This is a genomic window from Hyphobacterium marinum, assembly GCF_036330325.1.
GTDB classification, from domain to species: Bacteria; Pseudomonadota; Alphaproteobacteria; order Caulobacterales; family Maricaulaceae; genus Hyphobacterium; species Hyphobacterium marinum.
Genome location: NZ_JAZDRO010000005.1, coordinates 124,458 through 149,697 on the forward strand (window position 1 = coordinate 124,458; position 25,240 = coordinate 149,697).

At 63.6% G+C, this 25,240-nt stretch carries 31 protein-coding genes; 20 read left to right on the forward strand and 11 right to left on the reverse strand.

Annotated elements, in window-relative coordinates; all coding sequences use genetic code 11:
• Positions 1-46: 46 nt before the first annotated feature.
• Entirely contained in the window at positions 47-424 is a 378-nt protein-coding gene (locus V0U35_RS12025) for a DUF4870 family protein (RefSeq protein ID WP_330196966.1), read from the forward strand.
• Positions 425-426: 2 nt separating this feature from the next.
• Here V0U35_RS12025 and V0U35_RS12030 read toward each other — a convergent pair whose 3' ends face one another.
• Together V0U35_RS12030 and V0U35_RS12035 are read right to left on the reverse strand one after the other, a co-directional pair.
• The gene (locus V0U35_RS12030) at positions 427-1,011 is read right to left on the reverse strand and encodes a thymidine kinase (RefSeq protein WP_330196967.1); all 585 of its coding nucleotides are present in this window, start codon (positions 1,009-1,011) and stop codon (positions 427-429) included.
• 34 nt (positions 1,012-1,045) lie between these two features.
• Entirely contained in the window at positions 1,046-2,830 is a 1,785-nt protein-coding gene (locus tag V0U35_RS12035; RefSeq protein WP_330196968.1) for an acyl-CoA dehydrogenase family protein, read from the reverse strand.
• 191 nt (positions 2,831-3,021) lie between these two features.
• On the opposite strand from V0U35_RS12035, the gene V0U35_RS12040 reads away from it, so the two are divergent.
• From V0U35_RS12040 to V0U35_RS12065, 6 genes are read left to right on the forward strand one after another with little or no spacing between them, the layout of a single operon-like run.
• Positions 3,022-3,600, forward strand: coding sequence for a cytochrome b (locus V0U35_RS12040; protein ID WP_330196969.1), 579 nt, complete (start codon positions 3,022-3,024; stop codon positions 3,598-3,600).
• Between the two features lie 9 nt (positions 3,601-3,609).
• On the forward strand, positions 3,610-4,170 hold the full coding sequence (locus tag V0U35_RS12045; protein ID WP_330196970.1) for a YceI family protein: 561 nt from the start codon (positions 3,610-3,612) through the stop codon (positions 4,168-4,170).
• Positions 4,171-4,207: 37 nt separating this feature from the next.
• Positions 4,208-5,161 (forward strand): L-threonylcarbamoyladenylate synthase, encoded by a 954-nt coding sequence (locus V0U35_RS12050; protein WP_330196971.1) that lies wholly within the window; start codon positions 4,208-4,210, stop codon positions 5,159-5,161.
• Entirely contained in the window at positions 5,158-6,561 is a 1,404-nt protein-coding gene (locus tag V0U35_RS12055) for an FAD-binding oxidoreductase (RefSeq protein WP_330196972.1), read from the forward strand. The genes V0U35_RS12050 and V0U35_RS12055 overlap by 4 nt, the downstream gene beginning before the upstream one ends.
• A gap of 57 nt (positions 6,562-6,618) precedes the next feature.
• Positions 6,619-7,404: a peroxide stress protein YaaA gene (gene yaaA, locus V0U35_RS12060; protein WP_330196973.1), complete on the forward strand. Its 786-nt coding sequence runs from the start codon at positions 6,619-6,621 to the stop codon at positions 7,402-7,404.
• A 9-nt stretch (positions 7,405-7,413) separates the two neighbouring features.
• On the forward strand, positions 7,414-8,214 hold the full coding sequence (locus V0U35_RS12065; RefSeq protein WP_330196974.1) for a 3-hydroxybutyrate dehydrogenase: 801 nt from the start codon (positions 7,414-7,416) through the stop codon (positions 8,212-8,214).
• A gap of 15 nt (positions 8,215-8,229) precedes the next feature.
• On the opposite strand, the gene V0U35_RS12070 is transcribed toward V0U35_RS12065, so the two are convergent.
• Positions 8,230-8,835: an SOS response-associated peptidase gene (locus tag V0U35_RS12070; protein ID WP_330196975.1), complete on the reverse strand. Its 606-nt coding sequence runs from the start codon at positions 8,833-8,835 to the stop codon at positions 8,230-8,232.
• A gap of 57 nt (positions 8,836-8,892) precedes the next feature.
• On the opposite strand from V0U35_RS12070, the gene V0U35_RS12075 reads away from it, so the two are divergent.
• Positions 8,893-9,309 carry an NUDIX hydrolase gene (locus tag V0U35_RS12075; RefSeq protein WP_330196976.1) on the forward strand — a complete coding sequence of 139 codons (417 nt, stop codon included), beginning with the start codon at positions 8,893-8,895 and terminating at the stop codon, positions 9,307-9,309.
• 10 nt (positions 9,310-9,319) lie between these two features.
• Positions 9,320-9,718, forward strand: a complete 399-nt coding sequence (locus tag V0U35_RS12080) for a TIGR02301 family protein (RefSeq protein ID WP_330196977.1) — start codon at positions 9,320-9,322, stop codon at positions 9,716-9,718.
• 2 nt (positions 9,719-9,720) lie between these two features.
• Here V0U35_RS12080 and V0U35_RS12085 read toward each other — a convergent pair whose 3' ends face one another.
• On the reverse strand, positions 9,721-10,191 hold the full coding sequence (locus V0U35_RS12085; RefSeq protein WP_330196978.1) for an NUDIX domain-containing protein: 471 nt from the start codon (positions 10,189-10,191) through the stop codon (positions 9,721-9,723).
• Positions 10,192-10,403: 212 nt separating this feature from the next.
• Between V0U35_RS12085 and V0U35_RS12090 the strand changes: the two genes are divergently transcribed.
• The 3 genes from V0U35_RS12090 to V0U35_RS12100 are packed head-to-tail and all read left to right on the forward strand — an operon-like array spanning position 10,404 to position 12,378.
• Positions 10,404-11,399, forward strand: coding sequence for a calcium/sodium antiporter (locus tag V0U35_RS12090; protein WP_330196979.1), 996 nt, complete (start codon positions 10,404-10,406; stop codon positions 11,397-11,399).
• 14 nt (positions 11,400-11,413) lie between these two features.
• The gene (locus V0U35_RS12095) at positions 11,414-11,788 is read left to right on the forward strand and encodes a 6-pyruvoyl trahydropterin synthase family protein (RefSeq protein WP_330196980.1); all 375 of its coding nucleotides are present in this window, start codon (positions 11,414-11,416) and stop codon (positions 11,786-11,788) included.
• 56 nt (positions 11,789-11,844) lie between these two features.
• Complete coding sequence (locus tag V0U35_RS12100; RefSeq protein WP_330196981.1) at positions 11,845-12,378, forward strand: DsrE family protein; 534 nt, start codon at positions 11,845-11,847, stop codon at positions 12,376-12,378.
• A 6-nt stretch (positions 12,379-12,384) separates the two neighbouring features.
• Here V0U35_RS12100 and V0U35_RS12105 read toward each other — a convergent pair whose 3' ends face one another.
• Both V0U35_RS12105 and V0U35_RS12110 read right to left on the reverse strand, forming a co-directional pair.
• Complete coding sequence (locus V0U35_RS12105) at positions 12,385-12,786, reverse strand: dihydroneopterin aldolase (protein ID WP_330196982.1); 402 nt, start codon at positions 12,784-12,786, stop codon at positions 12,385-12,387.
• Entirely contained in the window at positions 12,783-13,538 is a 756-nt protein-coding gene (locus V0U35_RS12110) for an SDR family oxidoreductase (protein ID WP_330196983.1), read from the reverse strand. The genes V0U35_RS12105 and V0U35_RS12110 overlap by 4 nt, the downstream gene beginning before the upstream one ends.
• On the opposite strand from V0U35_RS12110, the gene uvrC reads away from it, so the two are divergent.
• From uvrC to V0U35_RS12130, 4 genes are read left to right on the forward strand one after another with little or no spacing between them, the layout of a single operon-like run.
• Positions 13,537-15,447, forward strand: coding sequence for an excinuclease ABC subunit UvrC (uvrC, locus tag V0U35_RS12115; RefSeq protein ID WP_330196984.1), 1,911 nt, complete (start codon positions 13,537-13,539; stop codon positions 15,445-15,447). The two genes, V0U35_RS12110 and uvrC, sit on opposite strands and share 2 nt — an antisense overlap.
• Position 15,448: 1 nt before the next feature.
• The gene (pgsA, locus tag V0U35_RS12120) at positions 15,449-16,033 is read left to right on the forward strand and encodes a CDP-diacylglycerol--glycerol-3-phosphate 3-phosphatidyltransferase (RefSeq protein WP_330196985.1); all 585 of its coding nucleotides are present in this window, start codon (positions 15,449-15,451) and stop codon (positions 16,031-16,033) included.
• A 12-nt stretch (positions 16,034-16,045) separates the two neighbouring features.
• Positions 16,046-16,747: a response regulator gene (locus tag V0U35_RS12125; protein WP_330196986.1), complete on the forward strand. Its 702-nt coding sequence runs from the start codon at positions 16,046-16,048 to the stop codon at positions 16,745-16,747.
• Positions 16,748-16,756: 9 nt separating this feature from the next.
• Complete coding sequence (locus tag V0U35_RS12130; protein WP_330196987.1) at positions 16,757-18,073, forward strand: ATP-binding protein; 1,317 nt, start codon at positions 16,757-16,759, stop codon at positions 18,071-18,073.
• A gap of 6 nt (positions 18,074-18,079) precedes the next feature.
• Here the strand turns inward: V0U35_RS12130 and proC are convergent, their stop codons facing one another.
• From proC to V0U35_RS12145, 3 genes are all read right to left on the reverse strand, one after another.
• On the reverse strand, positions 18,080-18,913 hold the full coding sequence (gene proC / locus V0U35_RS12135) for a pyrroline-5-carboxylate reductase (RefSeq protein ID WP_330196988.1): 834 nt from the start codon (positions 18,911-18,913) through the stop codon (positions 18,080-18,082).
• Positions 18,914-18,922: 9 nt separating this feature from the next.
• Positions 18,923-19,423: a type III secretion system chaperone family protein gene (locus V0U35_RS12140; RefSeq protein ID WP_330196989.1), complete on the reverse strand. Its 501-nt coding sequence runs from the start codon at positions 19,421-19,423 to the stop codon at positions 18,923-18,925.
• A 107-nt stretch (positions 19,424-19,530) separates the two neighbouring features.
• Positions 19,531-19,845 carry an accessory factor UbiK family protein gene (locus tag V0U35_RS12145; protein WP_330196990.1) on the reverse strand — a complete coding sequence of 105 codons (315 nt, stop codon included), beginning with the start codon at positions 19,843-19,845 and terminating at the stop codon, positions 19,531-19,533.
• 97 nt (positions 19,846-19,942) lie between these two features.
• Between V0U35_RS12145 and lgt the strand changes: the two genes are divergently transcribed.
• The 3 genes from lgt to V0U35_RS12160 all read left to right on the forward strand — a co-directional run bounded on the left by lgt (position 19,943) and on the right by V0U35_RS12160 (position 22,956).
• Positions 19,943-20,824 carry a prolipoprotein diacylglyceryl transferase gene (lgt, locus tag V0U35_RS12150; protein ID WP_330196991.1) on the forward strand — a complete coding sequence of 294 codons (882 nt, stop codon included), beginning with the start codon at positions 19,943-19,945 and terminating at the stop codon, positions 20,822-20,824.
• A gap of 8 nt (positions 20,825-20,832) precedes the next feature.
• On the forward strand, positions 20,833-21,936 hold the full coding sequence (locus tag V0U35_RS12155) for a class I SAM-dependent methyltransferase (protein ID WP_330196992.1): 1,104 nt from the start codon (positions 20,833-20,835) through the stop codon (positions 21,934-21,936).
• Between the two features lie 87 nt (positions 21,937-22,023).
• Positions 22,024-22,956: a ribose-phosphate pyrophosphokinase gene (locus V0U35_RS12160; protein ID WP_330196993.1), complete on the forward strand. Its 933-nt coding sequence runs from the start codon at positions 22,024-22,026 to the stop codon at positions 22,954-22,956.
• Here V0U35_RS12160 and V0U35_RS12165 read toward each other — a convergent pair.
• A complete protein-coding gene (locus V0U35_RS12165; RefSeq protein ID WP_330196994.1) occupies positions 22,953-23,525 on the reverse strand; it encodes a response regulator in 573 nt (190 codons plus the stop codon). The two genes, V0U35_RS12160 and V0U35_RS12165, sit on opposite strands and share 4 nt — an antisense overlap.
• A gap of 204 nt (positions 23,526-23,729) precedes the next feature.
• Here V0U35_RS12165 and V0U35_RS12170 point away from each other — a divergent pair, with 204 nt between their 5' ends.
• The gene (locus V0U35_RS12170; protein ID WP_373696408.1) at positions 23,730-24,320 is read left to right on the forward strand and encodes a lipocalin family protein; all 591 of its coding nucleotides are present in this window, start codon (positions 23,730-23,732) and stop codon (positions 24,318-24,320) included.
• On the opposite strand, the gene V0U35_RS12175 is transcribed toward V0U35_RS12170, so the two are convergent.
• Positions 24,317-25,240 (reverse strand): DUF6999 family protein, encoded by a 924-nt coding sequence (locus V0U35_RS12175; RefSeq protein ID WP_330196996.1) that lies wholly within the window; start codon positions 25,238-25,240, stop codon positions 24,317-24,319. The two genes, V0U35_RS12170 and V0U35_RS12175, sit on opposite strands and share 4 nt — an antisense overlap.

Sequence of the window (25,240 nt, forward strand, 5' to 3'; positions counted from 1 at the left end):
CATGGTGCGGTGCAATGCCCGACATGACAAGCAGGACATAACTTCCATGGCTGACTCGACGCCCGTTCCGGCAAACTCCGATCCCGGCAATGATCGGATTATCGCCTCGATAGTCTATGTGCTCTACCTGATCGGGCCAGCGAATGGCTTCACCGTCCTGATCGGCGTCATTATCGCCTTCATGCGCAAGGACAAGGCCCCGGCCTGGCTCGCCTCGCACTACGAATTCCAGATCCGCACCGTGCTTTATGCCATCGCCCTCGTGCTGATCGCGATTATCGGCGTGTTCACCGTGATCCTGATCCCCTTGAGCTTGCTGATCTGGCTGTTGCTGGGGCTGTGGATCGTGGTCCGGTGCGTGGTCGGCCTGATGCGGATCGTCGATGCCCGGCCCAACCCGGACCCGACGAGCTTCCTGGTCTGAGCCTAGCGGCCCAGCGCCTCACGCCAGTGTTTGCGGCACAGTGACTTGTAATCTGACTTTTCCACGCCGACCTGTGCCCCGGACGTAACCGCGGCCCCGGCCTTGTCACGGCGCAGATTCATCGTCGCCTTCTTGCCGCAATGGCAAATCGTGCGCGCTTCGCGCAGATCGTCGGTAATGGCGAGCAAAGCCGCCGAGCCGGGAAAAAGCGCGCCCTGAAAATCGGTCCGCAAACCGTAGCACAGGACCGGGATGCCCAGGTCGTCACCGACGCGGGCCAGCTGCCACACCTGGTCAGGGGTCAGGAATTGTGCCTCGTCGACAAAGACCGCATCAACCGTGTGTGCCGTCCTGTGGTCGCGAATGGCCTTGAACAGGTCCACATCATCGCGGAAGGCATGCGCCCCGGCGCGCAGGCCGATGCGGGATTCGATCTCGCCGGCCGGGGCCGTGGGGTCCTCGGCGTGATGGACCGAAGTCCACAACATCACCTCCATCCCGCATTCGCGATAGTTGTGGGCCGCCTGAAGCAGGATGGCCGACTTGCCCGCATTCATGGCGCTGTAGGTGAAATAGAGTTTGGACACGCAGATTTCCTGTCAGGTGGGGACGATGTTCCGACTAGCGCGATTCCAGCGCCTCGTCCTCGGGCAGGAAATCCGCGCCCAGACGAATGGAGTCGACCAGCGCCGGCGCGGCGGTCAGCGTCGTTTCGGCATAGAAGCGCGCAATGTCGATCCGCCCCTCGGCGAAATCCGGATCGCCCTCGCCTTCCTTCAGCCGCCGCTGCCCGGCGACCGCACCGATGGCAAGTAGCCAGCCGCCGGTGACGTCTCCCGCCAGTTTCAGGAACTCCGTCGCACCGGTCAGGCTATCGGCGCGGTCCCGGCCCGGCTTCATCAGCCATTTCGCGGCTTTCTCCAACGCGTCGGCTCCCTTCGCCAGCCGCGCACCGATCTCCGGCAGGTCGGGATTGGACGAAGTCTGGCAGTCCTCGACCGTCTGGCGGATGTCGGTCAGCAGTTCGCGGATTGGCGCACCGCCGGCCATCGCCAGCTTGCGGCCGACCAGGTCGATCGCCTGGATGCCGTTCGTACCCTCGTAGATCGGGGCGATGCGCGCGTCGCGATAATGCTGGGCCGCGCCGGTTTCCTCGATGAAGCCCATCCCGCCATGGATCTGCACGCCCAGCGACGTAACCTCGACACCGACATCGGTGGACCAGGCCTTGGCGATGGGCGTCAGCAATTCCTCGCGACGCTTGGCAAAGGCGCGGTCTTCGGCATCCGGCTCATGCTCGGCTTCGTCGGCCGAGGTCGCGCAATGCAGGCAGATCGCGCGTGCCGCCTCGATCTTCGCTTTCATGGTCGCCAGCATGCGGCGCACGTCGGGGTGGTCGATGATCGCGTGCGGGGCCGGTTCGTCGATATCCGGCGCGCGCCCCTGGCGGCGGTCTTTTGCATAGGCCAGCGCCTGCTGATAGGCGCGCTCGGCGATACCGACGCCCTGAACACCGACAGCGAGACGGGCCGAATTCATCATCGTGAACATGCAGGCGATGCCGCCGAATTCCGGCCCGATCAGCCAACCTTTGGCACCGGACATTTCCATGGTGCAGGTCGGGCTGCCGTGAATGCCCATCTTGTGTTCGAGACCAATCGCCTTGATCGCATTGCGTTCGCCGGGATTGCCCTCCGCGTCGGGCAAGAATTTCGGGATCAGGAAGAGCGAGATGCCCTTCACCCCGTCCGGACCGCCCGGCGTGCGGGCGAGCACCGGGTGGATGATATTCTCGGCGCAATCGTGCTCGCCCCAGGTGATGAAGATTTTCTGGCCTGTAATAGACCAGCTGCCATCGCCATTGGGCTCGGCCTTGGTGCGCAGGAGGCCGACATCGGATCCTGCGCCCGGCTCGGTTAGCTGCATGGTCGAGGACCACTCACCCGTGATCAGCTTCGGCAGATAGAGCGCCTTCTGCTCGTCCGAGCCATGGGCAATCAGGGCCTCGATGGCGCTGAAGGTCAGCATCGGGCCGAGGCTGAACGCCATGTTGGCCGACTGCATCATCTCCAGAACCGCCGTGCCCAGCGCCTTGGGCAGCCCCATTCCGCCAAATTCTTCCGGGAATTGAAGGCCCTGCCAGCCGCCCTCGACGAATTGCGCGTAAGCCGCCTTGAAGCCGTCTGGTGTCGTGACCTCACCGTCCGTCAGCGTACATCCTTGCACGTCGCCGCTCCGGTTCAGGGGCGCGAGCACTTCATTGGCGTATTTCCCCGCCTCGGTCAGGATCGCGGTGACCAGATCCGTCGAGAGGTCCGGAAAGTCGCCGGACTTTTTCAGTCCGTCCAGCACGGCGATCTCGTCGAGCGTGAACAGGATGTCGTTGACCGGCGCGCGATAGCTCATGGAAGTGTCCTCTTGTCCCGAGACGGCCAAGATAACGCGGCGGCGGGCCACGTCGACCGTGGAATTCCGTCGCACGTCGCTGTGGCCGGATCGTCAACAGCGATTTTCCATTGCGGCAGCATGACGCGCGCGCGGAAGCGAGTAAAATGAGACAATCAACAGATCATCTGATCTCTGGACGGAAGACAGCCATGACCATGACGAACCGGTACTCCACCGTTGCCATAATCCTGCACTGGACCATCGCAGTCCTGCTGGTCTCGATGATCTTCTTCGGCTGGTACGCTGACGACCTGCGCGAAGCGCTGCCGCAAGGCGGTGCCACGCTGGGCGAAGTCCGGACTGCATTCAGCTGGCACAAGACGTTCGGGATACTTGTCCTTCTGCTCAGCCTGGTCCGGCTCGGATGGCGGTTGACGCATACGGCTCCGCCCCTCCCCGACGCCATGCCGGCTTGGGAGAGGTTCGCGGCCCGGTTTACCCACGTCGCCTTTTATGTCCTGATGATCGGCATGCCATTGCTGGGCTGGCTGGCCGCCTCGAGCTCGGGTATCGGCAGCTTCCTGTTCGACAATCCGCAAATTGTCCTTCCAGACCTGCCTGTCCCCGAATCGGAAGCCTTGCACGACACCACGGCCTGGCTGCACGGCCGCGGAGCCTGGGCCATTCTTGTTCTGCTGGCACTTCACGCAGGCGCGGCCCTCAAGCACCACATTCTCGACAAGGATGACGTGCTCACTCGCATGCTGCCCTTCCTGCCCCGCCGTTAGAGGAAACCCATGTTCAAAACCGCGTTGATTGCGCTGCTGGCGGCTCCCGCTGCCTGGGCGAGTGACTGGGTCGTGGATACCGATGCCAGCACGATGACGTTCGAAACCGAAGCCTTCGGCGGGCCGGTGTCCGGCGAGATCACGGATTTTGAAGCCGATATCCGCCTTGATCCCGACGCGCCCGGTGATGGCCGGATCGAAGCCCGCGCTGGCGTAGCCTCAGTCGATGCCGGCTCGAGCGAATTCAACGATCCGCTTCAAAGTCGAGCCGGGTTCAACCCGGAAGCCCACCCCGATGCGCGCTTTGTTTCTACGGCGATTTCAGAGGTGATGGATTGCGAAGCAGAACCACCCGCGCGCTGCTTTTCTGCCGACGGCGAACTGACGATCAGGGGTGAAACACGCCCTGCCACGCTGGACTTCCGCCTTGCGATCGACGGCGCGCGCGCGACAGCCGACGGCCAGCTGGTCGTGCACCGGGACGATTTCGGAATTGGCGGCTCGGCCTGGGGCGACGCCGCGGTCGACGTGACGGTCAATATCCATATTGAGGCCACAGAAGCGCCCTAGGCTTGCCGGGCAGCACAGCCCGGCGATACTGCGCGCCATGACCGCCGCCATCCTGCCTGCCGACGACACGAACGCGCTGGAACGCGCCGCGCAGATATTGCGCGAGGGCGGGCTTGTCGCCATGCCCACCGAGACGGTCTATGGCCTCGCTGCCGATGCCGCGAACGGGAGGGCCGTCGCCCGGATTTACGAAGCCAAGGGCCGCCCGCGTTTCAATCCGCTGATCGCCCATGTCTCGGGTCTCGACATGGCCCGGACCTGCGCCGAAATCGGGCCTTTGGCCGGAACCTGCATCGCGGCGTTCTGGCCAGGCCCGTTGACGCTGGTTCTGCCGCGGCGTGCCGATGGTCCGGTCAGTGATCTGGCGAGCGCGGGCCTCGACACGATAGCCCTGCGCCAGCCTGACCATCCTGGTGCCCTGGGCTTGCTCACCACATTCGTCGGACCGCTTGTTGCCCCCAGCGCCAATCCGTCCGGCGGAGTCAGCCCGACGACCGCGGCCCATGTCGCGGAAGGGCTGGGCGACAAAATCGACCTGATCCTTGATGGCGGACCGTGCCGGGTCGGCCTTGAATCGACGGTTATCTCCCTCGTCGGCCCGAAGCCGGCCCTGTTGCGCCCCGGCGGCATCGCCCGAAAAACAATCGAAGCGGTGATTGGTCCCCTTGCCCGGCCTGCGCCGGATGGTCCGGTCGCGTCACCGGGTATGCTGGCCAGTCATTATGCGCCGCGCACGCCGCTACGGCTGAACGCCAGTTCGGCACGTCCCGGAGAGGCTTTCCTCGGATTTGGCAATACCCCGCGCGCCACACTCAACTTGTCCCGTAAGGGAGATCTCGCCGAGGCCGCCGCCAACCTGTTTGCCCATTTGCGCACGCTCGACCGGACCGGCGCGGTTCGGATCGCTGTTGCACCCATCCCGGTTGAAGGCCTCGGCGAAGCCATCAATGATCGCCTGGAACGCGCTGCCGCGCCGCGAGGACTGGCATGATCAACACCGCCACACTGGACCAGCTGAAAGCCGCGCTGGGGCCGAAAGGCTGGAGCGACGACCCGGCGGAACTGGATCCGCACGTCACGGACTGGCGGGGGCGCTATCGCGGCGAAACCCCCATCCTTTTAAAGCCCGCCACGACAGCGGAGGTCGCCGAAGCGGTCAGGATCTGCGCCGCGAACGGCATCGCCATCACCCCGCAGGGCGGCAATACCGGGCTGGTCGGTGGCGCAACGCCAAAGGGCGAAGTGCTGATCAGCCTCAAGCGCATGACCGCGATTCGCGAGACCGATACGGCCAACGACTCCCTCACCGTCGAAGCCGGCTGCATTCTTGAAACCGTGCAGGAGACCGCGCGCGAGGCCGGCCGCCTCTTCCCCCTGAGCCTGGGCAGTCAGGGCAGCGCCACGATTGGCGGGCTCATCTCCACCAATGCCGGCGGCGTCCATGTCCTGCGCTACGGCATGATGCGCGACCTGGTCCTCGGGATTGAGGCCGTCCTGCCTGACGGCCAGATCTGGAACGGGCTGCGGGGCCTGCGGAAAGACAATTCGGGATACGACCTCAAACAGCTTTTCATCGGGGCGGAAGGCACGCTCGGCATTGTCACGGCAGCAACGCTGAAACTGTTTCCCCGTCCCGCCGAAACCTGCGTTGCCTGGGCTGCGGTCGCCTCGCCGGACGATGCGGTTACCCTGCTCGGCGATCTGAAAGCTGCGACAGGCGGTGCCCTCTCGGCTCTGGAACTCGTACCGCGCAATGCGCTCGACCTGGTGCTGAAGCACATTCCAGGTACGCGCGACCCGTTGGACAGTCGGCATCCCTGGCATGTGCTCGTGGAAATCGGCGCGGCGCGTAACGGCGAAGGGCGCGCCATGATGGAAGCGGGCCTCGGCCATGCACTGGAGTCCGGCCTGGTGAAGGACGCTGTGATCGCTGAAAACGAGGCCCAGGCGCTGGCGCTCTGGCAATTGCGCGAGCCTATCGCGGAAGCGGAGAAAGCGCACGGCAAGGCGGCCAAGCACGATCTGTCGATCCCCGTTTCGCGCATGCCCGCCTTCATCAAGGAGGCCACGGCGCTGATCGAGTCCATGATCCCGGACGCGAATGTCATCGCCTTTGGCCATGTCGGCGACGGCAATGTCCATTTCAACATCGCCAGCCAGCAGCCCGGCACCGGAGAAGACTTCCTCGCCTCCTGCCGCCCGGCGACCGAGGCCGTGTTCGAACTGGTCACGCGATATAATGGCTCGATTGCCGCCGAGCACGGGGTCGGCGTTCTTAAAAGCGCGGATCTGGCCGCGCGCCGCCCGCTCGATGTTGCGCTGATGCGCAGCGTAAAGGCCGCGCTCGACCCGGAAAACATCATGAACCCGCGAGTGCTGATCGCGGACTGACCCTTTGACGCGGACCCACCCGCCGCTACATGGGAAGGCAAGGAGGCTCAATTCCCCATGCTGATTCTGCTCTCGCCGGCCAAACGGCTCGATTTCGATCCCGCCCCGATTTCCCCGGCCACGACCGAACCGGAATTGATGGATCGCGCTGCGATCCTGTCGAAGACGACCCGCAATCAGACGCGGACGAAGATCAAGTCGATGATGGGCCTGTCGGACGATCTCGCCCAACTGAACTATGAGCGCTTCCGGGCCTTCGACCCGGCGAAGAATGCCGACGGTCAGCCAGCGATCATGACGTTTGCCGGCGAAGTCTATCGCGGTCTGGACGCCCGATCGATGAAGGCCGGCGATCTCGATTGGGCGCAGGACCGGTTGCGCATGCTGTCCGGCCTTTACGGTGTGCTGCGCCCGCTTGACGCCATTCAGCCCTATCGGCTCGAGATGGGTACCAGGCTGAAGACCCGCCGCGGCGAGACGCTCTACGATTATTGGGGTTCCGACATCGCGAAGACGCTCAACAGGACGCTCGATGGTCACAAGAGCCGGACCATTCTCAATCTTGCGTCCAATGAATATTTCCGCGCGGTCGACAAGAAGACGCTCGACGCCAACGTGATCGACGTCGCCTTCAAGGAGATCAAAGGCGGCAAGGCCCGCTCACTCTTCATGTTCGTCAAGGTCGCACGCGGCCTGATGGCGCGCTGGATCATCGACAACCGGATTGACGACCCCGCGAAGTTGAAGGACTTCAATGTCGAGGGCTATCGCTTCGATCCCGAAGCCAGCACCGACACCACGCTTGAATTCTCGCGGCCCCAACCCGCGCCGAAAAGAGGCTGATCACACGACATGTCCGGCATAAAGACCGATCTCTCCGGCCAGACGGCCGTCATCACCGGCTCGACGAGCGGCATCGGGGCGGCTCTCGCCGAGGGCCTCGCCGCGAACGGCGCGAATATCGTCCTCAATGGCCTCGGTGATCTCGATTCCATCAAGGCGCTGCGCGCCCGCATCGCAAAGGACCATGGCGTCGAGGTGCGCTATCACGCGGCGAACATGCTCAAGCCTGACGAGATCGCGGAAATGATCGCTTTCGCCCAGTCCGAGTTCGGGCGGGTCGACATTCTCGTCAACAATGCCGGCATCCAGCACGTCGCCCCGGTCGATGAATTCCCGACCGAGAAGTGGGATGCCATTCTGGCCATCAATCTCAGCTCGGCTTTCCATACGATCAAGGCGGCGGTGCCGATCATGAAGGCACAGGGCCGTGGCCGGATCGTCAATCTGGCGTCAGCCCATGCCCTCGTCGCCTCGCCCTTCAAGTCCGCCTATGTCGCTGCAAAACATGGCATTATGGGGTTGACCAAGACCGTCGCCCTGGAAGTCGCCGAGGCCGGTATCACCGTCAACGCGATCTGTCCGGGCTATGTGAAGACGCCGCTGGTCGAAGGCCAGATCGCCGACACCGCCAAGGCGCGCGGGATCAGCGAAGAAGAGGTCGTTCGCGACGTCATGCTCGCCGCCCAACCGACCAAGAAATTCGTCATGTATGACGAGCTTGTCGGCGCGCTGCTTTACCTGGTGTCGGACGCCGGGGCCTCATGCAACGGCACCTCGATCTCGGTCGATGGCGGCTGGGTAGCGAAATAAACCCAGGGCACCAGTCTAACCTTTCGCGGCCTCGAGATACCCGTCGGGTGCCGGTTGCAGCATGTCCTTGATCACCGGCAGCGGTGATTCGGCGTTCAGCCAGACATCCCACTGATCGGGCCCGAGAATGACCGGCATCCGGTCGTGATAGTCAGCCACATCACCATTCGCCGCGCAGGTCAGGATCGTATAGGTCAGCTTCAGTTCGCCACTGTCTAGCTTTCGCTTTTCCCACAGACCGGCGAACACCATCGGCGATCCATCCGGCCGGGTGAAGCGATAGCGGGTCTTGGCCCCTGGCTCGCCCTGCCACTCATAGAAAGCCGAGGCCGGGGCCAGCGCCCGCCGTTTGGCAAAGGCGGTGCGGAACATCGGTTTGTCCTCCACCGTCTCGGAACGGGCATTGAAGATCGGCCGCGACGGCGGCTCGCGCATCCAGCCCGGCTCCAGCCCCCAGCGCATCACGACGGCCTTGCGGGTGCCGTCGGCACCCAATGCGACAACGGCTCCGGCGGCCGTCGGCGCGATCTCTCCGGCCGGTAATGTGTCGCCGGTCAGGCCAAGATTGAACAGCAAGGCCATCTGGGCAGCCGAGTCCGATATGTCGTAGCGTCCGCACATGGGTCGATTTCCTGAATTGTCCCGCTAACCTGCCGCCCTGGAAGCCAAGGTCAAGGAGTGCCCGAATTGAGCGACGGTCAACGCCCCCTCGCCTGCGTCGGTGTCGTCTGCCGCAAAGGGGATCAGGTCCTCCTGGTAAAACGCGGCCGTGAACCGCTGAAGGGCCGTTGGTCCATTCCCGGCGGCAAGCTCGATTTCGGCGAAACGGTCCGCGAGGCCGCGCTGCGTGAGCTCGCTGAGGAAACTGGCGTGACCGCCCGCATCACCCGCCTCATCGACGTGGTCGATTCGATCATGGACGGACAGCACTATGTGCTGATTGATTTCGAGGCCGAATGGGTGTCGGGTGAACCGGTGGCTACGGACGATGCCGCCGATGCCCGCTTTTTCCCCGTGGAGGACGCCATAAAGCGGGTGGAATGGGACGAGACACGGCGCGTCATCGCCCCGCCTTTGCCGCAATCGGGCACTTAAAGCATCTGCCATGAACCGCTTCGCCGCCCTTGCCTGTCTCCTGCTCCTGTCCGGAGCCGCCACCGCGCAGAAGCCGGACGGCGAGGACGCGGAGCGCGATCCCTTTGCCGATCCGGGGCGGTCCCTGCCCTATCTCGCCTACACGCTCGGCGAACTGCACTACCTCGCCTATTCGTGCGAGGGCAGCTCGGCCCAGCAATGGCGCGCCCGCATGATCGAGCTTCTCGAGCTGGAGGCACCTGTCTCCGGCAATCGCCGCGAACGCCTGATCCGGGCCTTCAATGACGGATACCAGGTCCAGCGGAGCAGCCGAATCCGCTGCGGGGCCGAAGCAGAGGCTGAACGCCGGGAACTCAGCGTACGGGGACAGCAATTGTCGGACGCCTTACTGGCATCAGTACTGGAATAGCCCTACCAGGCCGACGTCCGGGCCTCGCCGGAAAACACCTCGCGCAACCGCCGCTGCGTGCCGCCGGTTATGCCTTCAGGCGGATGATAGGGATCAAACCAGCCGGTTTCGGCAATTTCCCCAGCCTTCTCACCACCGCACACTTGCCAGTGCCGCACCCGGTAGAGCAGGACGTGATCACCGCGGAAAACCCGCTCATTGGAATAGATGCCGAACAGGTCCGGTGGCGCGGTCGGCGCTATGCCCGCCTCTTCGGCCAGCTCCTTGACGAGCGCGTCTTCAGCGGTTTCGCCGCGCTCGATCCCGCCGCCGGGGAAAAACCAGCCATCGACATAGGTGTGCCGGACAAGGAGGACGTGACCTGCGTCATTTTCGACCAGGGCCCGCACCCCCATCGTCATTGGCCGCCGTACACGCCACCAGGCCTGCATCAGCGGGCGCAGTACCGGTTCGGCTTTGACACGAAGGCTCATGCAGATGACCTACACTTCCCGGCATCCTTGTGCTAGCCGGGGAGGGAAAGGCGCGGTATGACTGCGCCAAATCCGGATCAACTCCATTTCAGGGAGTCACGCGCATGTTCTCACTCGTCGCGCTCGGCAGCGTTGTCGGCATCTTCGCCCTGCTGAACCTCATCGAATTCAAGCGTCTCGACTGACCGGCCACGGCCTCACTTCAGACCTGAATGTCCCTGACGCTTGCCCTCGCCCTGATACTGATCGGGATCGTCGTCCTCCTGTTTGGCGGCGATCTCCTGATCCGCGGAGCTGTTGCCCTCGCCGGACGATGGAAGCTTCCGTCGCTTCTGGTCGGGCTGACCATTGTCGCGTTCGGAACGTCGGCACCGGAACTCGTCGTCTCGATTGATGCCGCGCTTTCGGGTGCTCCGGGGCTGGCGGTGGGGAATATCGTCGGATCGAACATCGCCAACGTGCTGTTCGTGCTCGGCGTCCCAGCGCTGTTCGGAGCCATTGGCACATCTAGCCCCGGCGTCAAACGCAACGCGCTGATTGCGCTGATTGCCAGTGGTGCACTCATTTATGCGGGCCGCGACGGCGCGATCGACCTGATCGAGGGTGCGGTGCTGTTTGCGTGCATCGTTGCTTTTATCGGCTATCTCGGTCTTCTGTCGCGCCGAAAGCCGGATGACCCGATGGTCGCCGAATTGCTGGAAGCCGAGACCGCACCGGGCCTGCCCAAATCATCAGCGACGATCGCCCTGATGCTGATCGTGGGCATCATCGCCCTGCCTGGTGGTGCCCACATGATCGTGCTGGGCGGGTCGCGGGCTGCCGAGCTTCTCGGCGTCAGTGACACCGTGATCGGTCTGACCGTCCTGGCACTGGGCACGTCATTGCCCGAATTTGCCACCGTCCTCGTCGCCGCCTTCCGCCGTCAAGCCGATCTGGCCATCGGTAATGTGCTCGGCTCAAATGTGTTCAACGTCTTCGCCGTGGGCGGCGGGGCCGCTCTTGCCGCCGGTGCCGCCGGAACCGAACTCACCGTCGCCGCCTCCTTCATGGACTTTGATTTCTGGGTGATGCTCGGCGCGAGCACGCTCCTCTTCTTGTGGATCCTCACCAGCCGCCCCATCGGGCGTGTGATGGGCGGGCTTTTGTTCCTGGGCTATGGGGCGTATATCGCCGCCCTCGCCTACATGAACCAGATCCAGCTGCCCTGACAGGCCCCTCGCCCATGCCGAACACACGACTGGAAATCTCGAAGGACTTTACCTTCGAAGCGGCTCACTATTTCGAGCACAAGCCGGATGCTCATCCGTTCAAGCGCATGCACGGACATTCCTTTGCCGGCACGGTGACGCTCGCCGGTCATCCCAATGACGAGGCCGGCTGGGTCAAGGATTTCTGGGAAATCGAGGCGGCAGTGAAGGCCGTGATCGACACGATTGATCATCGCCTGCTCAACGAGATCGAAGGCCTGGAAAAACCCTCCCTCGAAGCAATAGCCGCCTATGTCTTCGACCGGCTGGAGCCCACACTTCCGGGTCTCGTCGCGGTCGAAATCCGCCGGCCCTCCTGTGGGGAGAAAGCGGTTCTCCGCCGGGGCTGACCCCGCCTGCCGATATTGCCATACTGCTCCGAAACGCCATTTCGGAGATCTCAGTCATGCGCCTCTTCGCGACCGCCGCACTTGCTACCGTCCTCACCGCTCCAGCGCTCGCCGGCCCCGATGCCTTTCATCCCGGATCGCTGATCCCGGAGTTTGGTAATGTCGCCGCCGTCGATACGACAGTCGATGTGCCGGAAACCCTGCGCCTCAGTTTCGATACCGCGACCGAAGCCGAACCGGGCGAGCTCCATCGCACACTGACCTCGGCCGCGCGTTTCCTGAACATGCATGCTGAGGCGGGGGTCGATCCGGCGAACATCAACCTGGCCGTCGTGGTCCACGGTCGCGCGGTACGCGATGTCGCGAATGCAGACGTCTATGGCGCGGCCCACGACGGCGCGGAAAACGCCAACGAAGCGCTCATCGCTGCGCTCGTGGCGCAGGGCGTGCGTATCTATGTCTGCGGCCAGTCAGCGGCTTATTACGATGTGGGAACCGGCGATCTTCAGCCCGGTGTCGACATGGCGCTGTCGGCGATGACCGCCCATGCCATGCTCCAGGCCGAGGGATACGCCATCAATCCGTTCTGACGCATATTATTTCCGGCGGAAGCGGGTGAGTCCGACCGATTCGGCGTGCTCATAGACATCGGTTTTGCGCGTGGTAACGGCCGCGGCGAGCACCGGTCCTGGCACGAGGGCCGCGTCGAGAATTTCCCCGCACAGCGTTTCCTGCAGGTCAAACTGGCGTTCCTGCAGCGTCTCGATGGCGTCGAGCAGATAATCGTAATCGACAACGCCGCCGATCGAATCCGAACCGTCCCAGTCCTTCGCACTGACGACGGTGACGACATCGACGCGGATACGCTGACGGCGGCCGCGTTCATGGTCATGAATGCCGATCTCGATATTCAGCATCACCCCGTCGAGCCGATAGACGAATACGTCGTTCCCGGCTGAACCGGTGAGCGCGTCCTCGATGATCTGGGCCAGATTCATGACCGGTCCTTTCCGTCGAACATCACATCGTGCGGGCGCGGATCGAGATGCTGGCCCCCGTCAATGGCAATCGTCTCGCCTGTCATGGATGGCGTCGCAAGGATGAAGCGCACTGCACGGACGATGTCCGCCGGCTCTGCCCCGCCCTGCATCGGATTGTTGCGGTGGGCGCGTTCGAAATCAGCCTGGCTCTGGCCAGCAGATGGCAGGGTGATGCCCGGCGCGATTCCGTTGACCCGCACACGCGGGGCAAACGCCATCGCCATGGTTTCGGTCGCCGCCAGCAATCCGGCCTTTGACAGCGTGTAGGAGAAGAAATCCGGATTGAGATTGAAGAGCTTCTGGTCGAGCAGATTGATCACACAGCCGGAACTGCGCCCCGTATGCCCCTTCGCCATCGCGGACGCCAGCAGCGCCGGGGCCATCAGATTGACCTTCAGCGCCAGCTCCATGCGGTCATGGTCGATGTGCTCGGGCGCATCGAACTCGAAGACGGAGGCGGAATTGACCAGGATGTCAATCCGCCCCAGCCCGTCCATGAAATTGGCAATCCCGCCCGTGTCGGACAGGTCAAACCCGGCAGTCCGTGCCTGACCACCGGACGCACGAATTGTCTCAACCGTGGCGTCGGCCTCGTCTGCCGAGGTGTTGAAATGAACGATCACCTCATGCCCGTCCGCAGCGAGGCCCTTGGCGATCTCTGCACCCAGCCGCTTGCCAGCGCCGGTCACGAGCGCGATTTTGGTTGTCATGAAAGCCTCCCGACCCGACCGGCCACCGATTGACGCGGGCGACGTTCCGGCCCCGCCGCCAGAAGATGGTGCCGGGCGGAGCGGACCGCAAATTATCGCTGCATATGTGAAGAATCTGCCCGGCAAGCCCGGTGTCTACCGCATGTTCGGCGAGGACGGCGAAGTGCTCTATGTCGGCAAGGCAAAAAACCTGAAAAACCGGGTGTCGAACTACGCCAAGACCGGCGGTCACACCAATCGCATCGCCCTGATGATCGCCCTGACCCGGTCGATGGAGTTCGTCGTTACCGCGACCGAGACCGAGGCGCTGCTGCTCGAAGCCAACCTGATCAAGCGCTTGAAACCGCGCTTCAACATCATCCTGCGCGATGACAAGTCCTTCCCCTACATCCTCATCCGCAAGGACCACGCTGCGCCGCAGATCCTGAAACACCGTGGCGCGCGCAAGAAGAATGGCGACTATTTCGGCCCATTCGCCAGCGCTGGGGCGGTCAACCAGACACTCAACACGCTGCAGAAAGCCTTCCTGCTGCGCACCTGTTCGGACAGCGTCTATGAGGGCCGCACACGCCCCTGCATGCTCCACCAGATCAAGCGTTGCGCCGCGCCCTGCGTCGGGCTGATCAGTGAGGACAGCTATGGCGCGCTAGTCGATCAGGCCGAAGCCTTCCTGCGTGGCAAATCGAATGCCCTGCGCGAAGGCCTCAGCAAGGAAATGGCCGAAGCCTCCGACGCGCTCGACTTCGAAACCGCAGCGCGACTGCGTGATCGCATCCGCGCTATCGCAGCCGTCACGACCGACCAGGGCGTCAATCCCGATGGCGTTGAGGAGGCCGACATCGTCGCGCTCGCACAGGATGGCGGGAAGAGCTGCGTGCAGGTCTTCTTCTACCGGGCCGGGCAGAACTGGGGGAACCAGTCCTTCTTCCCGCGCCATGAAGCCGACGCCGAACCGGCGGAAATCATCGCTGCCTTCCTTGCCCAGTTCTACGACGACCGCCCCGCCCCGTCCCTGATCCTCACCTCTCATGCGCCGGAAGATTCGGACCTGATCGCGGAAGCGCTGACGATCCGGGCGAACCGCAAGGTGACGATCCATGCGCCGTCACGCGGCGAAAAGAAGAAACTCGTCGCCCAGACCCGCAACAATGCGCGTGAGGCGCTGTCGCGCCGCCTATCGGAAACCGCGACCCAGAACCAGCTTCTGAAGGGTGTGGCGAAAGTCTTCGGCCTCGACGCCCCGCCCGAGCGGATCGAGGTCTACGACAACTCACACATCCAGGGCACGAATGCGCTCGGTGCGATGATCGTGGCCGGACCGGAAGGCTTCTCCAAACCCCACTACCGCCGCTTCAACATGAAGGGCGACGATGCGGGAACGAATGACGATTTTGCCATGATGGCGGCGATGCTTCGCCGCCGCTTTTCGCGGCTGCTGCGAGAGCGCGAGGATGGGGCTCCCGTGCCCGACCTCGTCCTGATCGACGGCGGCAAGGGCCAGCTTTCCGCGGTGATGGAGGTCATGGCCGATCTCGGTCTGGAAGACATCCCGGTCGCCGCCATCGCCAAGGGGCCGGAGCGCGATGCGGGCCGCGAGGCCTTCTACATGCCGGGAAAACCGCCCTTCAAACTGCCGATGAATGACCCGGTGCTCTATTATCTCCAGCGCCTGCGCGATGAAGCCCACCGCTTCGCCATCGGCGGACACAGGGCCAAGCGCCAGCGCGCCATTCGCGACAATCCGCTCGATGGCATTCCCGGTGTCGGCCCGTCGCGCAAGAAGGCCTTGCTTGCCCATTTCGGTTCGGCCAAGGCTGTGGAACGTGCCGCCCTCTCTGATCTCGAAGGTGTCGACGGGGTCTCGGGCGCGATGGCCAAACGCATCTATGACTGGTTCCGCGAGGGCTGAAATGATCCGCCAGATACCGAATATCCTGACGCTACTGCGCTGCGCGGCCGGTCCGGCGGGGGCCGTCTGCCTGTGGATCAGCGCGTCGGCCGCCAGTGAGGCCGACGCCGAGCAGTGGTGGCTCTATGCCCTCATTCTGTTCATCGCCGGTGCGATAACCGACGGGCTGGATGGATGGCTGGCGCGCAAGTTGAACGCCGTCTCGAACTTCGGCGCAGTGATCGACCCGATTGCCGACAAGATTTTCGTCGCGTCCTTTCTGGTTGTCTTTGTACTGATGGCGGACGGCTGGATCATGATCGCGGCACCGGTGGCCGCCATTCTCGCCCGCGATGTCGTGATGACAGGGGTCCGTTTCGCCCGGCTGGGCCAGTCGTCAAACCCTTTGCCCGTGACCTTTTCCGCCAAGATGAAGACGGTCATGGAAATGGCAGCAATCGGTTGGTTTTTCCTGCTCCGTATTCTGGTCGAGGACGGCGGGAGCTGGGCCTATGAGACCTGGATTGTCCTCCTCTGGCTGGCGGCTGCGCTGAGCCTCTACACGGGCCTCGGCTATCTGCTTCCCCGGCGCGGGAAAAGCGGCTAGGACGCGAAGACCATGGCCAAGACGTCCGATAATGACGCACACATTCTCGTCGTCGACGATGACGACCGGATCCGCAATCTGCTGAAACGCTTTCTCGGCGAGCGCGGCTTCCGCGTCAGCGCAGCCCCGGATGCGGCCAAGGCCATCGCCATGTTGCGTTCGGTCGAGTTCGACCTCCTCATTCTCGACGTGATGATGCCGGGCATGAACGGGTTCGACCTGACGGCCGAGGTCCGCAAGACAGGCGACACGCCGGTCATCCTCCTGACCGCGCGCGGGGAGGCCGAGGATCGCATCAAGGGGCTGACCCTGGGGGCTGACGACTATCTGCCCAAGCCCTTCGAACCGGAAGAACTGGTTCTCAGGATCGGCGCGATCCTGCGCCGCTCACGCGTGGTCGAGACCGGCCACACCAAGGTCCGCTTCGGCAACTGGACTTATGACATTAGCCGCGAAGCGCTCGAGCATAATGGCGAACGTGTCCGCCTTACCGGTGGAGAAGCGGCCTTGCTGACCGCGCTGGCGACAACGCCCGGCGCGACCGTCAGCCGCTATGATCTCTCGGAAACCGCGGGAGGCGGCGAACGCGCCGTCGATGTCCAGATGACAAGGCTGCGGCGCAAGATCGAAGCCGACCCCCGCCAGCCCCTGCACCTGCATACCGTGAGGGGTGAAGGTTACAAGCTGATGGCCGACGCCGTCTTCGAGGACTAGGATCGCGGCATGGGTCCGCTCAAACGCTATCTGCCCAAGGGGCTGTTCGCCCGCTCGCTGCTGATCTTCGTCTTCCCGGTCGCGGTAATGCAGGCCCTGATCGCCTGGGCCTTCTTCGAAGAGCACTGGGAGACTGTCACCAGCCGCCTGTCGGAGAGCGTCGCGGGCGATGTCGCGATGATGACCGAACTGTTCGAACAGACCGGCGAGGACGAGATCGCGTTTGAACCGCTCGCAGAGACCGCCTACCGGACCATGCGCCTGTCGGTGGATTTCCGCCCTGGCGAGACGCTGCCGACCAGCCGCCGAACCTCCTTCTTCCGGACGCTCGACCGAACCCTGCGGCGGGCCCTGACCGCTGATATCGACCGCCCGGTCTGGTTCGATACCACGCGCTATCCGGCCTATGTCGATATCCGGGTCGAAACCGAGACCGGCGTGTTGCGTTTCATTGCCGTGCGGGAGCGGGTCTTCGCCACGACGGGCCATATCTTCCTGTTGTGGCTGGTCGGCGCGACGGCGCTTCTAAGCCTCGTCATGGTTGTTTTCATGCGCAACCAGGTCAAACCCATCCGCCGCCTCGCCGAGGCCGCCGAGCAGTTCGGACGCGGCCAGGACGCGGAGAATTTCAAACCCGCCGGGGCCCGCGAGGTGCGTCAGGCTGCCCACGCCTTCCTTGAAATGCGCGGACGCATCAAGCGCCACCTTGAACAGCGCACCGAAATGCTCGCCGGGGTCAGCCACGACCTCCGGACCCCGCTGACCCGGCTGAAGCTGCAACTCGCTCTGTTGCCGAAGACCGACGAGACCGAAGAGGCCCGGCGCGATGTCTGCGAGATGGAAATCATGCTCGACGAATATCTCGCCTTCGCACGCGGTCAGGCCGGCGAGGAAACGCAGACTACCGACCTCACCGCCCTGGTTCGCGAGACGGTCGAGGATACGCGCCGCACCGGCGCTGCCGTGACGCTCGAAGCCGAGGACGGGATCTTCGCCGACATCCGCCCCGGCGTGATCAAGCGCTGCATGGCCAACTTGCTGACCAATGCCGTGACCTATGGCGAGACGGCCGCGGTGTCGGTGCGGAAAAAGGGCAGCCGGGTGGAAATCATCTTCGACGATGACGGTCCGGGTATTCCGGCCGAACTCCACGAGGAAGCCTTCAAGCCGTTCTCCCGGCTTGATGACTCCCGCAATCTCAATACCGAAGGGGTTGGGCTCGGCCTTGCCATCGCCCGGGATGCCGCGCGGGGCCATGGCGGCGAGATACGCTTGTCGGAAAGCCCGATGGGCGGCTTGCGGGCGACGTTGACGCTTCCGGTGTAGACGGCCCTAACGGCCCGTACCCGAACCCAGCTTGCGCGATTGGCGCTCGGCGGCATTGATCGCCCGGCGCATCATTTCCGGCAAACCGCCGCCTGCCATCATCACGTCTATCGCGGCCTGGGTCGTACCGCCCGGAGACGTCACAGCCCGGCGCAGGGTTTGCGGGTCCTGACCGGTCTTCTCCATCAGGGCCGCGGCCCCGATAATTGTCTCGCGCGCCAGCTTCTCGGCCAGCGGGCGCGGCAGACCTTCACCCACGCCCGCGCCGGCCAGCGCTTCGGCCAGCAGGAAGACATAGGCCGGTCCCGAACCGGAGACGGCTGTGACCGCGCCCATCAGGCGTTCGTCCTCGATCCATTCGACCGGACCGCCAACCTTGAGCAGTCGCTCGGCCTCTGCCTTGCGCGCCTCACCGGCCTCGTTGGCGATGGCCACGGTGATTCCCTTGCCGATGGAGGTCGGCGTATTGGGCATGGCACGGATGATTGGCCGGTCGCCGAACACTTCCTGCATGTGCCGGATTCCGGTCCCGGCGAGGATGGAAACGATCGCACAATCCTCGGGCAGAACCTCGGCGAGCGCGGGGGCTGCCTTCTCGAAATGCTGGGGTTTGAAAGCCAGCACGACAAGTCCGACCTCCTTGGCCATGCGCGGTCCCAGCGCCTCGACTCTTTTCAGCCCGTGCTTGCTGACAAGGGCCTGCCCGGGATCGCTGAGCGACGGTGCGACGACCAGCAGGCGCGCCGGGTCGAGGCCGCGCTTGCCGCGCAGCCAGCCTTCGGCCAGGGCACTTCCCATGCGGCCGGCTCCAACGAGCGCGATGCGGCGTGTGTCAGGCACGGTCTGGTCTCAAGCCTCCCCGGCGGTTTCGAACATGGCAGCCTGCGCGGCTTCTTCCACACTCTTGCCGCCCCAGATCAGGAACTGGAAGGCCGGATAGAATCGTTCGCCGGCTTCGCGCGCTGCCCCCAGCATCAGGGTAGCCTGGTTCGGCGACAGGGTTTCGCCCGCCGGAACCGGTACCGAATGGCGGTACATGACCCCGCCGTCCTCGGCCCAGACATCGAAATGCCCGAACCAGAGTTTCTCGTTCAGGCGTGCAGCGAGCTCGCAGACCTCACGATAGCGGTTGGCTGGTGTTTTCAGCTCCAGGCTGGCGCAGATGTGGATCGCGTCGAGCTCGGGACGCCAGGCAAACCAGATCTGGTGGTCGCGCCAGGCTCCCGGCGCGCTCAGATGCAGCTCGCCGCCATCATCACGTTCATAGGGCAGCTGTTCGGCGATGACGGCCTGCTCTACCGCGTCGAGCGGATCGCTGACCAGCGTGGTGTATTCGGAGGCAAGTTCCATGTTTTCCCCCTCGTGGCGGGCGTTTTCAAACGAATCGCGCCGCTCGCTTCGACGGTAGGGCCGAAGCGGCGGCGGGCGCAACTTGGCGCAGTGAGATCAGGGACGGGTCAGGACGATTTGCGGGTCGTCTTCTTCGCAGCCGCTTTCTTCGCCGGAGCCTTGCGGGCCACAGGTTTTGGTGCCGCGGCGGCTTCCAGTACCGCGATACGCTGTTCCAGCGCTTCGACCTCGGCCCGTGCCGAAGCGGCAACAGCTTTCACCGCCTCGAATTCCTCGCGCGGGACCAGATCCATGTGCGCGACGAATTTCTCGGCCTGCGCGCGCATCGCCGTCCGCGCCTCGTCGCCCGCGGCCTGCGCTGCAGCGAAGGCGTCGGTCATCAATTCAGCGAAATCGTTGAGAAGCGGGTTGCGTGTCTGCATGGAAAAGCGCCATTACCTTTGTCTTCGTTCTCCCCTATATGCGGTCGGACGCCCGGCCATGCAATGTGGCACCCTGGCACGAGGGAAATTGCGAACCATGATGTCCTGCATTCCGGCCTTCGACCTGATCGATCCCATTATCTTCACGATTGGCCCGTTCGAGGTTTTCGGCCGCGAACTGCAATTCGATCTGCGCTGGTATGCCGTCGCCTATATCGCCGGGCTGATGATTGGCTGGCGCTACATGATCGCGCTGGCGCGCCGCCCGAAACTGTGGACGCCGCACGGCGGCAAGGAACGCGCTTCGCCTTTCAATACGGAGGACGTCGACGACCTGTTGTTCTGGGCCGCCATCGGCGTCATCGCCGGAGGACGGCTCGGCTATGTCCTCTTCTACCAGATCAACGCGATCTGGGAGCGTCCGCTCTGGATCGTCACTGGAATAGTCGAAGGCGGCATGGCCTTCCATGGCGGCCTGATCGGTGTCGGCCTCGCCCTCTTCTTCGTGTCGCGCGCCCGCAAATTGTCGCTATGGAATGTGGCTGACGCAGCGGCCGTCGTCGCGCCCATCGGCCTGTTCTTTGGACGGCTGGCGAATTTCATCAATGGCGAGCTGTGGGGCCGGGCTGCGGACGTGCCATGGGCGATGCGGTTCGCAACCGACCCGGCCGGACTCTGCCGTCACCCCAGCCAGCTCTATGAAGCGGCACTGGAAGGACTGGCCATCTTCGCCATCGTCAATATCGCGACCTGGCGCTTCCGCTCGCTGGCACGCCCGGGTCTGAATACCGGCCTGTTCCTGCTCTCCTACGGCCTGTTCCGGGCGCTGCTCGAAACCGTGCGGGAACCCGACAGCCACATGCCGGAGGCCCTGCAGGGCTATGTCACCATGGGCATGCTGCTCTCCATCCCGATGATCGCCGTTGGGGCCTGGCTCGTGCACCGCGCGCTGAAAACCGGTTCTCCGGCCCGGGCCTGAGGGTTTTCGTGACAGAGTCGACAGTCACGGAACGGCTAAAGGCCCGGATTCGCGAGACCGGCCCGATCAGCATCGCCGCGTTCATGGGCGAGGCGCTCTTCCACCCGCGCGACGGCTATTACGCCACCAAGAATCCGATTGGCGCGGGCGAAGATTTCATCACCGCGCCCGTCATCAGCCAGATGTTCGGCGAGCTGATCGGCCTGTGGTCGGCGCAAATCTGGATGGACATGGGCCGGCCATCGCCCTTTCACCTGGTTGAACTCGGCCCTGGCACCGGAACCATGATGGCCGATGGCCTGCGCGCCGCGCGCGCAGTTGACGGATTCGCCGCTGGCGCTTCCGTCACCCTGATTGAAGCCAGTGCTGCGCTGAAGGCGGTACAGGCCCGCACCCTCGGCGATTCAGGCGTCGCCCTGCGGTGGGCTGACGGACTCGAAAAGGTAAAGCCCGGACCGGCAATCATCTGGGGCAATGAATTTCTCGACTGCCTGCCGGTTCGTCAGGCCGTGCGCAAGGACGATGTCTGGCACGAACGCCTGGTCGGCTTCGTACCGGATGATGAGAACACGCTCGCCTACGTCCTCGGCCCGCCTCTTGGTCAGGACGACGCGCTGGTTCCTGACCGCCTGACGGACGCGCCGGATGGCAGCCTGGTCGAACTCCGGCCCGGTGACCGGCAGCTGGTCGACGCGCTGGCCAACCGGTTCGGGCAGTCACCGGGCGTCGCTCTTTTCATCGATTACGGCCCGGCGCAAAGCGAGACCGGTGATACGCTGCAGGCGATCCGGTCCCACGAGAAAGTCGACCCCTTGAGCGAACCGGGAACAGCCGACCTCACGGCCCGGGTTGATTTTGAAAGCCTCGCCTCGGCCGCACGCGACGCCGGGCTGACCGTATCCGGTCCCGTCACGCAAGGTGCCTTCCTGACCGGACTGGGAATCGAAGCCCGCGCCGCCGCGCTCCTTCGCGCCAACCCTGGCCGCAAGGCCGACATCGCCCGCCAGCTGTGGCGGCTGACCGATCCGGGTCAGATGGGCGATCTGTTCAAGGTCATCGCGATCGGCGCGCCTGATATGCCTCAATTGCCGGGATTTGACCGGCCCGGATGAATTGACGGGTTTAATGCTTGGCCCCGGTCTGATAAGCGGAGGCCCGGTTCGGGCACAGACGAGGCAGGCATGGCGGGGCGCTCTCCAATGAAGCTTATGGCCGGTACGGCGAATCGTGACCTGGCGAAAGCGATCGCCAACTATCTCGACTCGCCGTTGACCGAGACGGATATCGAACGGTTTTCCGACGGCGAAATTTTCGTCCGTATCGCCGAGAATGTGCGCGGCGAAGATGTCTTCCTTATCCAGTCGACATCCAATCCGGCCAACGACCACCTGATGGAATTGCTGATCTGCATCGACGCGCTCAAGCGCGCGAGCTCGAAGCGGATCACGGCGGTTGTCCCCTATTTCGGATATGCGCGTCAGGACCGGAAAACGGGGGGCCGGACGCCGATCACGGCCAAGCTGGTTGCCAACCTGATCTCGCAGGCTGGGGCCGACCGGGTGCTGACGCTCGATCTGCACGCCGGCCAGATCCAGGGATTCTTCGACATCCCGACCGACAACCTCTTTGTTACACCGGTTTTCGAAGATGACATCCGCCGCAAATACGGCGAGTCCGACCTGATGATCGTTTCCCCTGACGTCGGTGGTGTGGTTCGCGCCCGCGCGCTGGCCAGCCGTCTGAACGCCGATATCGCCATCGTCGACAAGCGCCGCCCCAAGGCCGGCCAGTCCGAAGTGATGAACATCATCGGTGATGTTGATGGCCGCCGTTGCATCATCTTCGACGATATCGTCGATTCTGGTGGCACGCTGTGCAATGCCGCCGCGGCATTGAAAGAGCGCGGCGCCATTTCGGTCGCCGCCTATGCGACGCACGGCGTCCTTTCGGGCAAGGCCCGCGAGCGGATCGACAAGTCCGAACTGACCGAACTCGTGGTGACTGATTCCATCGCGGTCGGCGATGGATCCTTCAAGACCAAATCGGTTCGGGAATTGTCGATTGCGCCGCTGCTGGGTGAAGCGATCCGCCGGATCGCGAACGACGAGTCGGTGTCGAAACTCTTCGACTAGGCCGCGTCTTCCGCATCGTCACTGGACTCGTCGACCCGCTCACACGCTTCGGTTTCCTTCTGGGCCTTGATCCGCGCCTCGTCCTGGGCGCGCTTCCACGGCCCCTGGAAGATCGGATCCTGGCGGCGGCGGCGGTCCGGGCCAAAATATCCCGGTACCCGCACGAAACGTCGGGGCCGCTCGATCAGTGACACCATACGATTATAAATGTCGATCGGGCGGACAGGTTTGGCGAGATATTCGTTTACGCCAGCATTGATCGCCTCGATGACGCGCGTCTTGTCGGTATGCCCGGTGACCATCAGCAGCGGCAGGTACTTGTTCGGACTATCTGAATCATTGCGGACATAGCGGGCAAAATCGAGCCCGGTCATCTCGCCGTGGAGCATGTAGTCGACGACCACGATGTCCGGGTTGAATTCATGAAGTGTGGTGATGGCAGTTTCGGCATCGCGCGCTTCCTCGATCACACGCACGCCGAGCCCCTGAAGAATAACCCTCAGGATTTTCGACATGTGCTGATTGTCCTCGATGATGAGGACGCGCACGCGATCAAAACTGCCGGACATACGTCTTGGATTACCCGGGCTGCAAAAGAACGTTCGAACAGTGTCAGATTGCCCTCGCGGCCCTTAACCAAGGGTTATGCCCGCAGAGACGGAATGGAATTTTCCCGGGCCTGTGTCCGACGTATCGGCGACTTTGGCCGCCTCCCCCTGAACCGGCAAAGGGGTTCATGCGTATTCCTGTGCGAGACCAGTTCAGGAGACCCCATGCCCTTGCCCCGAGTTCTAGTCGCTGCTGCTGCGACCCTTGCCGCAGCGGCCTGCAGCAATCCGCCCGACCGGCTGGCCGGGGATACACCACCGCCCGTGGCCCCGAATGTCGATCTCGACCGCTATCTCGGCACGTGGTTTGAAATCGCCCGCGCCGACCACGGCTTTGAACGCGGCTGCCACGGTGTGTCTGCTTATTACGAGTACCGCGAGGACGGCGATATCCGGGTCATCAACCGCTGCTGGAAGGACGGGCTCGACGGTGAGCTTGATATCGCGGAAGGCCGCGCACGCCTCATCGAGCCGGGTGAGAGCGCGAAGCTGGAAGTCAGCTTCTTCGGTCCCTTCTTCGGCGATTACTGGATACTCGACGTGGCCGAGGACTATTCCTGGGCCGTCGTATCTGAACCCGCCGGCCGCTATCTCTGGATCCTCTCCCGTGAGCCGCAGATGGACGAGAGCGTTCTGGATGCCCGCCTGACTTTCCTGCAGGGGCTCGGTTACGACACCGAGGGCCTGATCTATCCCGACCAGTGGGAGAGCGCGGAAGCCGCGCCGCGTGACGGCCTTCCAGAATCCGCCGGTTAGGACACACTGCCGGGCGGGGTCGCTGGATCGATGGGCAGGCCGGCCGCCTGCCTCCGTTTCAGCACACGCAGCCAGCCGTGAATGCCTTCAGCGTCGAGCCCGTGCAGCATCAGACGGTGCCCGGCCTCGAAGGTTGAGAGCGGTACCATGGGGTGGCCATTCTTGATGAAACCGAGGTGATAATCGGTGCCGAGAATTTTCGCGATATAGATGGCAATGGTCTCGTCGAGCTGAAGCGAGTTGGCAGCCCGGACGAAATCATTCTTCGGCAGGAAGAGCGCGTAGAGCGGCGTGTAGAGCTCAATCGCGGTCTGGATATCGGCGAAATTGAGCGGCCCGTCCGGGAAGTCCTCGAATTCAAATGGCCCGTCGGTAATCATCGACAGGTCGAGCGTGCCCGGCGGTGACAGATCCCGCCCCTGCGCGCGCAGATCGCGGTTCAGCTCGATGATGAAATTGTAGATATTGAGGTCGTGCTGGAGAAAGACATTGTCTTTCAGATCGGCCAGTGTCTTGGGCCGCAGCGGGAAACTCTCGATCGTCACCGGACCGGCATTCGCCTTGATGAAAGCGAGAATCTCCGTGCCGATATTGAAATGCCGCATGATCAGCAAATTCGCGTCCGGCGTCGCGAACGTCTTCAGCCCCCAGTGAATGAGGCTGTGCAGCGCCTTCGGCAGATTTGGCCAGTGCAGGAAGACACGCCGGACAATGTGGACCAGCACGAAGAAGACAAAGACGAAGGGCCGCAGGAAGGGCAGCAAAAAGCGCCGCGAATAGGAATCATGGCCGCGTAAAAGCGCGGCCTTTGCGTCGTCGTCTATGGGCAAGCTGGTATCGAGCCACAACGCCAGCCAGGGATCGGGGTCCTTCGGATCATAGTCCGCCGCGTCGAACCGCTTTCCGAGCCGGTCGGGCAT